The organism is Rhodococcus sp. DK176 (assembly GCF_038447315.2).
Taxonomy (GTDB): Bacteria; Actinomycetota; Actinomycetes; order Mycobacteriales; family Mycobacteriaceae; genus Rhodococcus_F; species Rhodococcus_F jostii_A.
In genome coordinates, this window is the sequence record NZ_CP118321.2 from 4,402,295 (window position 1) to 4,415,702 (window position 13,408).

At 69.1% G+C, this 13,408-nt stretch carries 14 protein-coding genes; 5 read left to right on the forward strand and 9 right to left on the reverse strand.

The features are described from left to right. Nucleotides 1-8 precede the first annotated feature (8 nt). From PSR88_RS20825 to rfbA, 4 genes are read right to left on the reverse strand one after another with little or no spacing between them, the layout of a single operon-like run. Nucleotides 9-818 (reverse strand): enoyl-CoA hydratase, encoded by an 810-nt coding sequence (locus PSR88_RS20825; RefSeq protein ID WP_016884441.1) that lies wholly within the window; start codon nucleotides 816-818, stop codon nucleotides 9-11. 22 nt (nucleotides 819-840) lie between these two features. Beyond that, nucleotides 841-1,347 carry a polyketide cyclase gene (locus PSR88_RS20830; protein WP_011596589.1) on the reverse strand — a complete coding sequence of 169 codons (507 nt, stop codon included), beginning with the start codon at nucleotides 1,345-1,347 and terminating at the stop codon, nucleotides 841-843. A 57-nt stretch (nucleotides 1,348-1,404) separates the two neighbouring features. Then, nucleotides 1,405-1,992, reverse strand: a complete 588-nt coding sequence (locus tag PSR88_RS20835; RefSeq protein WP_016884442.1) for a dTDP-4-dehydrorhamnose 3,5-epimerase family protein — start codon at nucleotides 1,990-1,992, stop codon at nucleotides 1,405-1,407. Between the two features lies 1 nt (nucleotide 1,993). After that, a complete protein-coding gene (rfbA, locus tag PSR88_RS20840) occupies nucleotides 1,994-2,869 on the reverse strand; it encodes a glucose-1-phosphate thymidylyltransferase RfbA (RefSeq protein ID WP_009477169.1) in 876 nt (291 codons plus the stop codon). Between the two features lie 63 nt (nucleotides 2,870-2,932). Between rfbA and rfbB the strand changes: the two genes are divergently transcribed. After that, nucleotides 2,933-3,937, forward strand: coding sequence for a dTDP-glucose 4,6-dehydratase (rfbB, locus tag PSR88_RS20845; protein WP_011596591.1), 1,005 nt, complete (start codon nucleotides 2,933-2,935; stop codon nucleotides 3,935-3,937). Here rfbB and PSR88_RS20850 read toward each other — a convergent pair. From PSR88_RS20850 to PSR88_RS20860, 3 genes are all read right to left on the reverse strand, one after another. Further along, entirely contained in the window at nucleotides 3,927-4,718 is a 792-nt protein-coding gene (locus PSR88_RS20850; RefSeq protein ID WP_011596592.1) for a class I SAM-dependent methyltransferase, read from the reverse strand. The genes rfbB and PSR88_RS20850 overlap by 11 nt on opposite strands. 10 nt (nucleotides 4,719-4,728) lie before the next feature. Next, nucleotides 4,729-5,721 (reverse strand): YbhN family protein, encoded by a 993-nt coding sequence (locus PSR88_RS20855; RefSeq protein ID WP_011596593.1) that lies wholly within the window; start codon nucleotides 5,719-5,721, stop codon nucleotides 4,729-4,731. Nucleotides 5,722-5,790: 69 nt separating this feature from the next. After that, complete coding sequence (locus tag PSR88_RS20860; RefSeq protein WP_016884443.1) at nucleotides 5,791-6,510, reverse strand: DapH/DapD/GlmU-related protein; 720 nt, start codon at nucleotides 6,508-6,510, stop codon at nucleotides 5,791-5,793. A 104-nt stretch (nucleotides 6,511-6,614) separates the two neighbouring features. On the opposite strand from PSR88_RS20860, the gene PSR88_RS20865 reads away from it, so the two are divergent. Beyond that, nucleotides 6,615-7,715, forward strand: a complete 1,101-nt coding sequence (locus tag PSR88_RS20865) for a DegT/DnrJ/EryC1/StrS family aminotransferase (RefSeq protein ID WP_016884444.1) — start codon at nucleotides 6,615-6,617, stop codon at nucleotides 7,713-7,715. Then, on the forward strand, nucleotides 7,715-8,680 hold the full coding sequence (locus PSR88_RS20870; protein WP_011596596.1) for a Gfo/Idh/MocA family protein: 966 nt from the start codon (nucleotides 7,715-7,717) through the stop codon (nucleotides 8,678-8,680). Before PSR88_RS20865 ends, PSR88_RS20870 begins: the two co-directional genes overlap by 1 nt. On the opposite strand, the gene PSR88_RS20875 is transcribed toward PSR88_RS20870, so the two are convergent. Next, nucleotides 8,670-9,626: an NAD(P)/FAD-dependent oxidoreductase gene (locus PSR88_RS20875; RefSeq protein WP_016884445.1), complete on the reverse strand. Its 957-nt coding sequence runs from the start codon at nucleotides 9,624-9,626 to the stop codon at nucleotides 8,670-8,672. The two genes, PSR88_RS20870 and PSR88_RS20875, sit on opposite strands and share 11 nt — an antisense overlap. A gap of 86 nt (nucleotides 9,627-9,712) precedes the next feature. On the opposite strand from PSR88_RS20875, the gene PSR88_RS20880 reads away from it, so the two are divergent. Together PSR88_RS20880 and PSR88_RS20885 are read left to right on the forward strand one after the other, a co-directional pair. Next, nucleotides 9,713-10,336 (forward strand): helix-turn-helix domain-containing protein, encoded by a 624-nt coding sequence (locus PSR88_RS20880; protein WP_011596598.1) that lies wholly within the window; start codon nucleotides 9,713-9,715, stop codon nucleotides 10,334-10,336. A 61-nt stretch (nucleotides 10,337-10,397) separates the two neighbouring features. Then, nucleotides 10,398-11,249 carry an SGNH/GDSL hydrolase family protein gene (locus PSR88_RS20885; RefSeq protein ID WP_011596599.1) on the forward strand — a complete coding sequence of 284 codons (852 nt, stop codon included), beginning with the start codon at nucleotides 10,398-10,400 and terminating at the stop codon, nucleotides 11,247-11,249. Here PSR88_RS20885 and PSR88_RS20890 read toward each other — a convergent pair. Continuing rightward, nucleotides 11,221-13,392 carry a membrane protein gene (locus PSR88_RS20890; RefSeq protein WP_037197896.1) on the reverse strand — a complete coding sequence of 724 codons (2,172 nt, stop codon included), beginning with the start codon at nucleotides 13,390-13,392 and terminating at the stop codon, nucleotides 11,221-11,223. The two genes, PSR88_RS20885 and PSR88_RS20890, sit on opposite strands and share 29 nt — an antisense overlap. Between the last annotated feature and the right edge of the window lie 16 nt (nucleotides 13,393-13,408).

Here is a 13,408-nt window from a genome sequence, read left to right on the forward strand (position 1 = left end):
TCTCTGCCCTAACGCCGGTCCCGGAACCGGGGTTCGCGTTTGTCCTTCCGCGCGGCGGTGGCCTCCTCGAAGTTGTCGGTCAGCAGCCGCACCAGCAGCTGCCCGAGTCCCTCCTGGTGGATGTGGGCTTCGAGTGAGGCGGCGTCGAGCCCGGACCACAGTGTGCGCTTCGTCAGTTCCAGGCCCGGCCGGGAGAACCGCGACATGCGCTCGGCGAGGTCGAAGCATTCGTCCAGGAGGTCCTCGCCGGGCACGCACCGCGACACGAGTCCGATCCGCTCGGCCTCGTCGGCGTGCACGTCGCGACCGGACAGCATGATCTCGAACGCCCGGGACGAACCGATCGCCCGCGGCAGCAGGTAGCTCAGGCCCAGCTCGCTCGCGGTCAGGCCGTTGTTGATGCCCGCCGCCCGGAAGTAGGCGTCGTCCGCCGCGATCCGGATGTCGGAGGCGAGCGCCAGGCACAGGCCGCCCCCGATGGCGGCGCCGTTGACCCCGCTGATCACCGGCTGGTGCATCCGGCGGAGCGAGAGCACCACGTTGTCGAGCATCTCCATGGCCCGCAGGGCGACGGTCGGCGGGGTGAGGCCGTCGACGTGGGGGAGCGTGCCCGCCGACCTCTGGTCGGCGCCGGAGCAGAAGCCGCGGCCCGCGCCGGTGATCACCACCGCGCGCACCGCGTTGTCGTTGCTGATCTCCTCCAGCGCGTCGCGGAACGGGATCATCACGTCGAACGCCATCGCATTCATGCGTTCCGGACGGTTGAGCGTTACCAGGGCGATGCCCGGCCGGGGGTGGTCGACGACGACGAAGTTCACGCACTCGATACTAGAACACGTTTCAATTCTGTGGATCGATTTGGGGTCGCGGACGTCCGGGGGCGACCGTGCGCGCGAGGATGCCCAGGGTCGCGCGCAGGGCGTTCTCAGAAATCACCGGAAAGATCCCGGACTCGCGCCAGACCGGGTCGATGGACGACCAGTCGTAGAACGACGTCACCATCGTTCCCTCGTCGATCGGCTCGAGCCGGTACCCGTACACGTGCCCGATCTGCGGCCGGATCTGCCCGAGAACCTTCCAGGAGATCTCCCGGTCGGGCACGAACGTCTCGATCGTCACCGTCACGTCGTAGAGACCGAGGTCGAAGTCGTTCAACGCGTCGCGGTCCATGTGCACGACGAACGTGTCGCCCGCCGCCGTGACGCGGTCCCCTTCCGCGGACATCAGCATCCCGGAACTGTCGATCGCCACGTGTCCCGCGGGATCGCAGAGAAGGCCGAAGATCGTCGCCGGGTCCGCGGCGACAGCACGCCGGACCTCCAACCGCTCGCCGGTGTCAGTTGTCATGTCCGCATCCTGCCACCCCACGTCAGTGCCATCGAGTGCTCGGGCACGCAAAAACACTCACGTGGGGAAGGTGGGCAGCACTCCGGCGTCCAGGGCCTGCTGCAGAGACGGTGCGGCCGAATCCTTCTCGGACAGCTGGAACGTCAGCGGGCTGCCGTCCCGGCCCACCGTCGGCCAGTCGATTCCCAGTTCGGGATCGAGTGGATGGAGGTCGTGGTCGAGGGCCGGGGTGTACTCGATCGAGCACAGGTACATCACGGTCGACGCGTCCTCGAGGGACAGGATCGCGTGGCCGACACCGGCCGGAAGGTAGACCGCGCGGCGGTCGGCGTCATCGATGAGCACCGAATCCCACTGCCCGAACATCGGCGACCCGACCCGCAGATCGACGATGACGTCGAGGAACGCACCCTTGACGCAGGTGACGTATTTCGCCTGTCCGGGCGGGTTGTCGGTGAAATGGATGCCGCGCAGGACCCCGGCGGCGGACACCGAGCAGTTGGCCTGCGCGAGTTCGAGGCTGTGCCCGACGGCGGCCTCGAACTCCGAGCCCTTGAACCATTCGAGGAACACGCCGCGGTCGTCGCCGAACTGCCGCGGGGTGATCTCCCAGGCGCCCGGAACCTTCAGTTCCCGATACTCCACGTCACCAGTCCTTGCCGCGTTCGAGAAGTTCGAGGAGATAGTCACCGTATCCCGACTTGCCGAGAGTTTCGGCGCGGGCGCACAATTCGGCGTCGGTGATGAACCCGTGGCGCCACGCGACCTCTTCCGGGACGCCGATCTTCAGGCCCTGCCGGTGTTCGAGCGTGCGCACGAAGTTCGCCGCCTCGAGCAGCGAATCGACGGTGCCGGTGTCGAGCCACGCGGTTCCGCGGGGAAGCACCTCGACCTGTAGCCGTCCGGCCTGCAGGTACGCCTGGTTGACGTCGGTGATCTCGTACTCGCCGCGGTCCGACGGCCTCAGGTCGCGCGCGATCGACACGACGTCGTTGTCGTAGAAATACAGCCCGGGGATCGAGAAGTTCGACTTCGGGGTGGCGGGCTTCTCCTCGATCGACATCGCCCGGCCCGTGTCGTCGAATTCGACCACACCGTAGGAACTGGGATCGGACACCCAGTAGGCGAACACGGCGCCGCCGTCGATGTTCTCGAAGCGGTTCAGCCGGGAACCGAGACCGGGGCCGTAGAAGATGTTGTCGCCGAGGACGAGGGACACGGACTCGTTGCCGATGTGATCGGCGCCGAGCACGAACGCCTGCGCCAGGCCGTTCGGTTCCTCCTGCACCTTGTACGTGAGGTTCACCCCGAACTGGGAGCCGTCACCGAGGAGCCGGCGGAACTGCTCGGCGTCGTGCGGGGTGGTGATGACGAGGATGTCCCGGATGTTGGCCAGCATCAGGGTGGAGAGCGGGTAGTAGATCATCGGCTTGTCGTAAACCGGGACAAGTTGCTTGCTCACTCCGAGAGTGATCGGGTGCAATCGGGACCCGGTGCCCCCTGCCAGGATGATTCCGCGCATGTGCGCAGTGTTCCAGTGTTCGCGTCGGATAGAAACTCGGGTACGCCACTAGGGTGGGTGCACATGAGGCTTCTCGTGACAGGCGGCGCCGGGTTCATCGGTGCGAATTTCGTGCACCAGACGGTCGCCGAGCGCCCGGACGTGCAGGTGACGGTGCTCGACGCGCTGACGTACGCAGGCAACCGGCGGTCGCTCGACCCGGTGTCCGATCGCATCGAGTTCGTGCACGGCGATGTGGCGGATTTCGCGCTGGTAGACCGTCTGGTCGGGGACTCGGACGCGGTGGTCCACTTCGCCGCCGAATCGCACAACGACAATTCGCTGGCCGATCCGACGCCGTTCGTGCAGACGAACGTGATCGGCACGTTCTCGCTGTTGCAGGCCGTCCGCGCCCACGACGTCCGGTATCACCACATCTCCACCGACGAGGTGTACGGCGACCTCGAACTGGACGACCCCGAGCGCTTCACCGAGTCGACTCCGTACAACCCGTCGAGCCCGTACTCGGCCACCAAGGCGTCCAGCGACCTGTTGGTGCGGGCCTGGGCGAGGTCGTTCGGGGTGCGGGCCACCCTGTCGAACTGTTCCAACAACTACGGCCCGTACCAGCACGTCGAGAAGTTCATTCCGCGCCAGATCACCAACCTGATCGACGGGGTGCGCCCCCGCCTGTACGGCAGCGGGAAGAACGTGCGCGACTGGATCCACGTCGACGACCACAACGCGGCCGTCTGGACGATCCTGGAGAAGGGGAGTCTCGGTCAGACGTATCTGATCGGTGCGGACGGCGAGGTCGACAACCGGACCGTCGTCGGAACGCTGCTCGAGCTGTTCGGCCGCGACGCCGACGACCTCGACTTCGTCACCGACCGCCCGGGCCACGACCTGCGTTACGCGATCGATTCGACGCGGCTGCGCACCGAACTGGGCTGGACGCCGCAGTACAAGGATTTCCGCAGCGGCCTCGAGGCCACCGTGCGGTGGTATCGCGACAACGAGTCGTGGTGGCGGGCGCAGAAGGAATCCGCGGAGAAGGCGTACGCGGCCACGGAATCCGTCATCGGCTGACGGTTCCGCGGAACGCCCACGCTCTCGCGGTCAGTGCGATGCGGCCTGCGTCGTCGCGCCTCGAGCGGGTATCGAGCAGGTCGCGAAGCGCGTCTCGCCGCACGGCGGGCAGGGACGTGCAGTATCCGGGCGCGGGCCCTTGCCCGCCCAGAAACGGCCGCCAGAAGTCGTCGAAGTCGGCGAACACGGTGGGAACGTCGAGTGGGTGCACCTCCACCCCGGCCAGCCCCGCGGCGGACAGCGCATCGCGGAGCGGCTGCGGCCGGCAGAGCGGGAAGCGGACGCCCTCGTCGAGGTTCGCGGCCGCCTCGTCGAGTTCGCGTGCGGCGTCCCAGAACGCGCGAATCATCTGCATTCCCTCGGCGTAGTCCCACACGTACCCGGCGACCGTCCCGCCGGCACGCGTGACCCGGTGCATCTCGGCGAGCCCCTCGATCGGGCGGCAAACGAAATTGAGAACGAGCCCGGACACCACCCGGTCGAACACGCCGTTGTCGGCGGGGATGGATTCGGCGGTGCCCGACCGGACCTCGAACCGGGGATCGTCCGTGCCGGCCCGAGCCGCCGCCGCGAAGGGCTGCGACGGTTCGACGCCGACCACCCGGGCCGGATCCGCCGTGCGGAGAACGGTGTGGGCGAGGGCGCCGGTCCCGCAACCCACGTCGCACCACATCTCGCCCGGGCCCGCGGCCAGCCACCGCAGGAACTGCGACGCGACCAGCCTGCTCCAGCGGCCGATGTAGAGCTCGTACGCGGGATCGATCTCCCAGGCGTCCGTCATCGCGGTCTCCTCAGGACGGCTGCGGCACCCGGGAATCCTCGTGGACGAGGGCGTTGCGCAGCGAACGGGAACCGGCGATCGCGGCGACGAACCCGGCGAGCACCTCGCACAGCGTGAACACCAGGCGTGACGCGAGGGCCAGCCCGAGCGCGACCCCGCTGTCCATGAACGGAGACAGCGCCGCGACGACGACGGCCTCGCGGACCCCGATGCCGGACGGCGCGACCACTACCAGCACGCCGGCGCACATGCCGAGGGCGATCGCGCCGATGCACTGTATGAGGGTGCCCGCCGCGAATCCCACCGAACTCGACGCGAGGAACCAGAGGTGCACGCCGTAGAGGACCCAGCTGACGGCGCACCAGCCGAGGGCCCGCGCGATCTTGTGCATGGTCAGCTGCCGCTGCAGCGGGGCGCGCCGCAGGATCCGCAGGGCCAGGTTCACCAGCCGGGTGAGGACCGGAGGATAGCAGCAGATGAGGGCGATCGGGACGAGAACGATCACCGCGACCGCCGCGACGGTGCTGATGTGGAACAGGGCGGGCAGCGCCAGCAGCCCGACGACCAGCGCCGACGTGATGCTCAGCCCGACGGTGACGAGGACGGCGACGAATCCGTTGGCCCGCGACACCCCGGCCCGGCGCACCAGCTCGGTCTGGAGGACGAACGCCCACACGCTGCCCGGCAGGTACTTACCGAGCTGACCGACCAGGTAGCAGCGGGCGGCGTCGAAGGCGGGGATCGGGTGTGCGAGGGCGCCGAGCGCGTGCTGCCACGCGCGCACCGCCGCGCCCATGCCGAGGAAGACGAACACCGCGGAAACGGCGAGCGCCCACCAGTCCAGCTGGGTGATCGTGTCCCTGACTTCGGCCCACTGCGATTTCACGGCGAACACGACGGCGACGACGATCGCGAGGGTGACGAGGATCCGCAGCGCGGTCATCAGGACGGCGCGACCGCCGCGTTCCGGGACGATCTCGGGATCGGCGTCCACGAGAACCACCCCCTCACCGGCAGTGCGCTGCGACGGTGCAGCGTTCGTTTCCGACGATAGCAATCGGAGGGCGCCGGATCAGGAATCGAGCGGTTTCACCGCAAGCTCCCGCCACCAGGCGAAGGCGCCGGCGAGCGACTGCGGGAGTTCCGCGTCGGCGTCGAGCCGCCCCGAGGCGTACAGCGCCGCCACGGCCGCGATGTCCCGGTCGGCGATCCCGGCGCGGCTCATGCCCACCCGGTTGGTGCCGCGCAGGGCCGCGGGATTGCCGAACACCGTGGCGAACGGCGGAATGTCCTTGGCGACGACCGATCCCATTCCCACCATCGCGCGCGCACCGATCACCCGCCGCTGATGCACCACCGCGCTCATGCCGAGATTGACGCCGTCGCCGAGGGTCACGTGACCGCCGAGGGTGCTGGACGGCGAGAGGACGCAGTCTTCGCCGATCCGGACGTCGTGCTCGACGGACGTGTGGTTCATGACGAATCCGCCGCGCCCGATGGTCGTCGGCCGCTCGGCGCCCTGCTGGACGGCGCTCATCTCCCGGATCACGGTGCCCGCGCCGATCACGACACCCTGGTGCGGGCTGACCTCCGTCCACGTGCGGGGATGCGTCTTCCCGATCCACTCCGGCGGCGCCCCGAGAGTCGCGTGGGCGCCGATCCAGCAGTCGTCGCCGATGTCGAGAGGGCCGGTGAGGACGGCATACGGTCCGATGCTCACCCGGTCCCCGACGGTGACGCCGTCGCCTATCACGACGGTCGGATGGATCTCGCAGTTTTCACCGATGGTCATGAAAGTTGGCGATTCCTTCCAGGAGCCGTGCAGACCGTGGGAACCTTCAAGTGGGTGCAATCTGTGAAGACGGTGTGAACGCACGTCAATCTATCGGAGGAACCGTGATCGCGATCTCGAGTATCTCTTTCGGAGAGGACGTCGAGCGCGAGGTTCTCGACACCCTGCGATCCGGGATGGTCGCGCAGGGACCGAAGGTCGCGAGGTTCGAGGAGGGGTTCGCCGAACTCGTCGGTACCCGGCACGCCGTGGCCGTCAACAGCGGCACCACCGCGCTGATCGCGGCGCTGCGGGTGCTGGATCTTCAACCGGGCGACGAGGTGCTCACCACCCCCTTCACGTTCGTGGCCACGCTCAACGCGATTCTCGATTCCGGCGCGACGGCCCGGTTCGCGGACATCGGAGAGGCCGATTTCGCGCTCGACCCCGACGTCGTTGCGGAGTGCGTGAACGAGCGCACCCGGGTGCTGATGCCGGTGCATCTGTACGGGCAGACCGCGGACATGGGTGCGTTGATGCCGCTGGCCGAGACCGAGGGGCTCGCCGTCGTCGAGGACGCCGCCCAGGCGCACGGTGCCACGTTCGACGGCAAGGGTGCGGGCAGCTTCGGGCTCGGTTGCTTCTCGTTCTACGCGACCAAGAATCTCACCACCGCCGAGGGCGGCATGGTCACGACGGACGACGACGCGGTGGCCGACCGGTTGCGGGTGCTGCGGAATCAGGGCATGCGACGGCGCTACGAATACGAGATGGCGGGCCAGAACTTCCGGATGACGGATCTGCAGGCCAGTCTCGGGTTGCCGCAGCTGGGTTCCTATCTGCAACAGGTGGAGTCGCGCCGCCGCAACGCGGAGGCGCTGCGGACCGGTCTGAAGGACGTCGAAGGTCTCGTTCTGCCTTCGGAACTCGCGGGCCGCGGGCACGTGTGGCACCAGTTCACCGTGATCCTCGCACCCGATGCGCCGATCGACCGCGACACCCTCGCGCAGCGTCTGAGCGAACGGGACGTCGGCAGCGGCGTCTACTACCCGAGAACCGTTTACGACTACGACTGCTACCGCGAGCATCCCCGGGTGATCGCCTCACCGACGCCGGTCGCGACGTCCGTGGCCCGCCGGTGCCTCAGCATCCCCGTCCACGCCGCACTCTCCACCGACGACGTCGACCGGATCGTCGCCGCGGCGCGTGAGGCGATGGAGGCGTGATGACGTCCACGCGACCGCGGATCGCGCTCGTCGGATCAGGCAAGATGGGTTCGCTGCACGCCCGCGTTCTCGCGCAATCCCCGCTGTGTGACCTCGCCCTGCTGGTGGAGCCGCGTGAGGAACACGGGCGGGACGTCGCCGCACGGTTCGACACCGCATGGGCTGCGGATTTCGACGAACTGGACGGCATCGATGCCGCCGTCGTCGCGGCGGCGACACCCGCCCACTACGAGTTGGCGGGCCGCATCCTCGACCTCGGCAAGCCGGTGCTGGTCGAAAAGCCGCTCGCCGCAACGTACGAGGAGAGCACCGATCTGGTGAAGCGTGCGGCCGCGACCGGTGTTCCGCTGATGTGCGGCCTGCTCGAGCGCTACAACCCGGCGGTCCGGACGGCCCGCGAATTCGCCGGTGACGTGTGGCAGGTCAACGGAATCCGGCACTCGCCGTTCGTCTCCCGCATCCCCACCGGCGTCGCGACCGACCTGCTGATCCACGACGTCGACCTCGCGATCGGTTTCGTCGGATCGCCGCCCGTCGGCGTGAAGGCCGAGTTCGGGTACTTCCACGACAGTTCGCGACGCAACGAGGCCGAGGACTGCGCGGAGGCGGTGCTGCGTTTCGAATCCGGTGCGGTGGCCACCATCTCGGCCAGCCGGGTGAGTCAGCGGAAGGTCCGGCAGTTGTCGCTGCTGGAGCCGGACCGCCTGATCGAGATCGACCTCCTGCGCCGCGACATCACCATCTACCGGCACATCGACGACGACCTGCCCGCCGACCGCGACGGCTACAAGCAGCAGACGGTGATCGAGATCCCCACCCTCCGCTACAGCGACGAACCCCTCGCCGCCCAGCTCGCGCACTACGTCGGGCTGATCGGCGGCGAGGGGGACGCCGACGCGGAACGCGACTCGATCCTGCCCGCGCATCGCGTGGTCCACGAGGCGACGGTGTCGGCTACCGGCTGAGCGCTCCGGCGACTGCCAGGCGGGTGTCTTCCGCGATGAGGTCGGCGTTGAGTGCGGCCGCGGCGCTCAGGCCGGCTCCGGCGGCGACGATCACCTGCGCTTTCGGGTCTGCGACGTTGCCGGCCACCCACACGCCCGGGACCGCGGTGGCGCCGGTCGCGTCGGCGGCGACGGCGGTGCCGATCACGTGTCCGGCCATCTCCATCTCGGTGGTGTCCAGGCCCAGGCTGGTGAGGAAGTCGGCGCGGGCCCGGAACAGCGGCGGGACCACCACGGCGGTGAGGGAGAAGACCTGACCTGTGCGTAGCCGGACCCCGGTCAGCCGGTCGTCCTGCACCTCGAGTCCGGCCACACCGCCATCGATCACGGCGATACCGCGTGCCGCGAGTTGCTCGTACTCCTCGCCGGTGGGTTCGTTCGCGTCGTTCAGGAACAACGTCACGTTGTCGGTCCACTGCCGCCACATCAGCGCCTGGTGCACCACCGGCGGACTGCCGGCCAGGACGCCGACCGGCTGGTCCCGGACCTCCCAGCCGTGGCAGTACGGGCAGTGCAGGACGTCGCGTCCCCAGCGCTCGGCCACGCCGGGGATGTCGGGGAGCACGTCGACGAGGCCGGTGGTCACGAGCAGTCTCCGCGCACGCACGGTCGCGCCGTCGGCGAGCGTCACCCGGAACTGGCCGTCCCCCACCCTGTCGGCCGACGTGACGGTGCCGGTCACGATCTCGCCGCCGTACCCGGCGACCTCCTCGCGTCCGATGGCCAGTAGTTCGCCGGGAGGGGTGCCCTCTCGGCCGAGGTAGTTGTGAATGTGCCCGGCCGGTGCGTTGCGCGGGGCGCCTGCGTCGATCACGAGCACCGATCGCCGTGCCCGCGACAGGGCCAGTGCCCCGCCGAGTCCGGCCGCGCCCCCGCCGACGACCACTACGTCGTAACTGTCTTCCATCGCGTTCTCCTTCGTTCGTCGACCTCGTGACGTCCACTGTCCGGTGAGCCCGCAAAACTGGCAAGCAAGTTTGCTGCCGTGGCAACATGATGTGTGTGAACGACGACGTACCCGACCTGGACGGCGTCCTCGACGCCGTGGGACCGCGGCTCAAAGCCCTCCGCCAGCAGCGCGGCGCGACCCTCGCCCAGCTCTCCGAGTCCACCGGGATCTCGGTGAGCACCCTGTCGCGGCTCGAGTCCGGCCAGCGCAAACCCACCCTCGAGCTGATGCTCCTGCTGGCCCGCGCCCATCAGCTGCCCCTGGACGAACTCGTCGACGCACCCGCCACCGGCGACCCCCGCGTCCATCTGCGGCCCCTCGAGCGGAACGGCTCGACGATCATCCCGCTGACCCGCAGGCCCGGCGGGATCCAGGCGTTCAAGCACGTGATCCCGCCGGGTGACCCGAACGGCATACCGAACCTGCAGGTCCACGAGGGCTACGAATGGCTGTACGTCCTGTCCGGCCGGCTGCGACTGCTGCTCGGCGAACACGACGTGATCCTCACGCCGGGGGAGGTCGCGGAGTTCGACACCCACGTCCCGCACTGGTTCGGCAACCCCGGACCGCAACCGGCGGAGATCCTCAGCCTGTTCGGCCCCCAGGGCGAGCGGGCGCACGTCCGCACCGTCCCGCGGGGATCGGCAGCCGAGCGGGACCGTCGGTAGAATTCGTCCGGACCGGTGACGAGCGCTCCCTCCGAGGCGCAGGACGTGATGGGGAGGCCCCGTGCGACGCTGGATTCTCGGTGTTCCCGTAGCGGTCGTGATTCCGCTCCTCGCAGCCTGTTCCACGACTGTGGCACCGCCCGTGGCGCAGCCGCAGACACAATCGCCGCCGCCGACCGCGACCCTCGTGGGCCTGGGGGATTCCATCCCGGCCGGTGACGGATGCCCCGGCTGCACGCCGTTCGTGGAACTGTTCGGTGATCAGCTGTCCGGCGACGACGCGGTGCCCGTGCAGGTGGCCGATCTGGGTGTCGGGGGCTGGACGAGCGCCGACCTGCTCGACTCACTCGAACCCGGCGAATACGACGCCGACGCCGTCCGCGACGCCGACCTCGTCACCGTCACGATCGGCGCCAACGACTTCTACGCCGAACTCGACGACTACCTGGACGGCGACTGCGGTGGCGACGACGGGCTCGGCTGCTTCGAACCCGTCCTGCCGCAGCTGCAGACCACGCTGACGTCCGTGCTCGACCGCATCGCCGAACTGCGGGCCGGTCAGCCGACCGCAGTGCTGGTCACCGGGTACTGGGACGTCTTCCCGGACGGTGACGTGGCCCGCGAGTTGTACGGGCCGCAGTTCCTCCGGGACAGCGCCGCGCTGACGCTGCGCGCCAACGACGTCATCTCGGAGGTCGCGGGCGCGGAGGGCGCCACGTACGTCGACCTGTTCAGCACGTTCAAGGGCACGTGGGGCGACGGCGACCCCACCGGGCTGCTGGCCGACGACGGCGACCACCCGAACCAGATCGGCCACCAGCTGATCGCCGACGCGTTGTCGTCCGCCGCGGTCGCGGGGTCCGGTTCCACCGAGGCGTCGGCGTTCACGTCGTCCGAGTGGTCGCCGCGCTGAGCTTCCGCCTGCGCACCACCGGATCGACGACGGACAGGATCAGCACCACGACCGTCGCGGCGCCGAACGCCGCCACGGACAGGTTCTGCCGAGGCGGGCGGAACGTCACGACCAGTTCGTGGTCACCCGGCGGAATCGGCACCGCGAGCAGACCGTGCCACCCCGCGGTCGTCTCCACCGGCTCGCCGTCGACGGCGGCCGAGTAGCCGGGCCACGCGAGGCGCGCGAACCAGACGGTGCCGCCGCTGCCTGCCACCCGCACGGTCTCCGTCGCCGCGCTCATCTCGGACGAGAGCACCCGGACGCCGTCGGACGCGAACGACACGCGTCCGGGCAGGGGCAGCGGCCGGTCACGCTGCAACACCGTCCGGGAGTCGCTGCGCTCGGTGACGTGCCAGCCGGGTGGGGGCGGTGCCGTCGCGACCTCGGGCACGAGCCCGTGCTCCACGACGAGCGTCGACACCCGGAGGTAGTCGATCAGCGGGATCGGGATGTCCGCGTTCACCGGCTGCCACAGCGCCCCGTACACCCCGGGGCAGACGGCGCCGCGGTAGTCCATGCACAGGGCTTCCTGGAACTCGGTGAACCCGATGCCGGTGTAGGCGTTGATGCTGCCCTCGGCGGACGACGCCATGATCTCGTTGCCGAACAGGATCCGGCCGGCGCTGACGTCCTCGTGGGACGTGTCGTCCAGGTCGGCGAGTTGCAGCACGGTGCCCTGGTAGCGGTCCGTCTGCGCGGACAGCACCGACGTGCTCGACGGATCGACGCGGCTGTCGCGTTCGACGTCGCGGGTGAGGGACCAGACCTGCGCTGCGGTCACCACCACGGTTCCCAGGACGAGGGCGGCGACGAGAGCATTCGGGCCCCGAGTGCGCCAGGCGGTGTACGCGAGCACGCACAGCGCCGCGACGAGCAGCGCGAACAGCGTGTGCCGCAGCGTCAGGGCGGGTGAGGACGAGAACGCCAGGTAGAAGCCCAGCGCGATCAGCACCGCCGACGCCGTCGCCCGGTGACGCACCCGGTCGTGCGCGATGCCCAGCGACAACGCGAGCGCCAGGCCGATCACCCCGCACAGGTACAGGTATTCGACGAGCCGGATCGGCCACCGGAACATTCCGACGTTCGACGGTCCGAACGTGAAGAGGAAGTAGACGACCGCGATCACGAGCAGGCTGATCAGTGGTCGCCCGTGCGCGCGACGGAACTCCGTGGACGCGAACAGCGTGCGGATCCGGCCCCACGGCAGCCACGGCAGCAGTGGCAGCACGAACCACGAGAGGTACAGCGACGGGATCACCTCGACCGGCCCGCCGAACGTCATGATGACGGGCAGATACGACGGGCTGCTCATTCCCGCGAGGCCGCCGATCTGCGGCTGCAGGAACGTGTCGTTGAAGATGCCGGTGCTGCCCGCGCGGGTGGTGACGTCGACGCTGAGGAACAGCGGCAGGTAGGTCACCAGCGCGGCGGTGCCCGCGCATGCGCCGGTGATCACCAGAACGAACAACCGGAAGAACTGCCGCTGCGCGAGCAGGCCGATCCCGATGCCGAGGAGAACGACGACGGCGCCCAGCGCGGCGTACGGGTTGCCCATGCTCACCGTCAGTACGCCGATCACGAAGGTGACCAGCGGGTTCGTGCGACCGCGGGAGAGGCGCAGCGCCGACCACCAGAACAGCGTCACCCACGCGACGGCCATCATCCCGGACGGCCAGCCCGCCGCCTCGTAGAACAGGGTGAAACCGCTGAACGGAATGGTCAGTCCGGCGAGGATCGCCGGACCGCGGCGGGCGCCGTATTCGCGGCACAGCAGATACGCGGCGAGGGCGAACAGCGCGAGGAACTCGGCCATGATCACGAACGCCGCGACGGACAGGTTCTCGAATGTCGCGGCCAGGATGTAGTTGGCCAGGTTGACCGGGTTGTAGAGGCCGTACGCGGCCTCGCCCGCATAGTTCCCGCCGATCCAGGCGTCGGGATTGACGGTGAGCCACCGCCCGGCGAGGAGTTCGGTGCCGATCCGGTGCCAGGACGGCACGAACGATTCCAGCATGTCGCCGCCGTAGTAGAAGCGGTCGTACACGATCCGGGGAATCGTCGCGATTGCCGCGGCAGCCACCGCGACCGCCGATGCCACCATCCACTCGGGCACGCGG

Coding starts and splice junctions, on each gene's coding strand:
- PSR88_RS20830 (WP_011596589.1), bottom strand. CDS start 1,347: ATGACAACTGACACCGGCGAGCGGTTGGAGGTCCGGCGTGCTGTCGCC.
- rfbA (WP_009477169.1), bottom strand. CDS start 2,869: ATGCGCGGAATCATCCTGGCAGGGGGCACCGGGTCCCGATTGCACCCG.
- rfbB (WP_011596591.1), top strand. CDS start 2,933: ATGAGGCTTCTCGTGACAGGCGGCGCCGGGTTCATCGGTGCGAATTTC.
- PSR88_RS20850 (WP_011596592.1), bottom strand. CDS start 4,718: ATGACGGACGCCTGGGAGATCGATCCCGCGTACGAGCTCTACATCGGC.
- PSR88_RS20860 (WP_016884443.1), bottom strand. CDS start 6,510: ATGACCATCGGTGAAAACTGCGAGATCCATCCGACCGTCGTGATAGGC.
- PSR88_RS20870 (WP_011596596.1), top strand. CDS start 7,715: ATGACGTCCACGCGACCGCGGATCGCGCTCGTCGGATCAGGCAAGATG.
- PSR88_RS20875 (WP_016884445.1), bottom strand. CDS start 9,626: ATGGAAGACAGTTACGACGTAGTGGTCGTCGGCGGGGGCGCGGCCGGA.
- PSR88_RS20880 (WP_011596598.1), top strand. CDS start 9,713: ATGATGTGTGTGAACGACGACGTACCCGACCTGGACGGCGTCCTCGAC.
- PSR88_RS20890 (WP_037197896.1), bottom strand. CDS start 13,392: ATGGTGGCATCGGCGGTCGCGGTGGCTGCCGCGGCAATCGCGACGATT.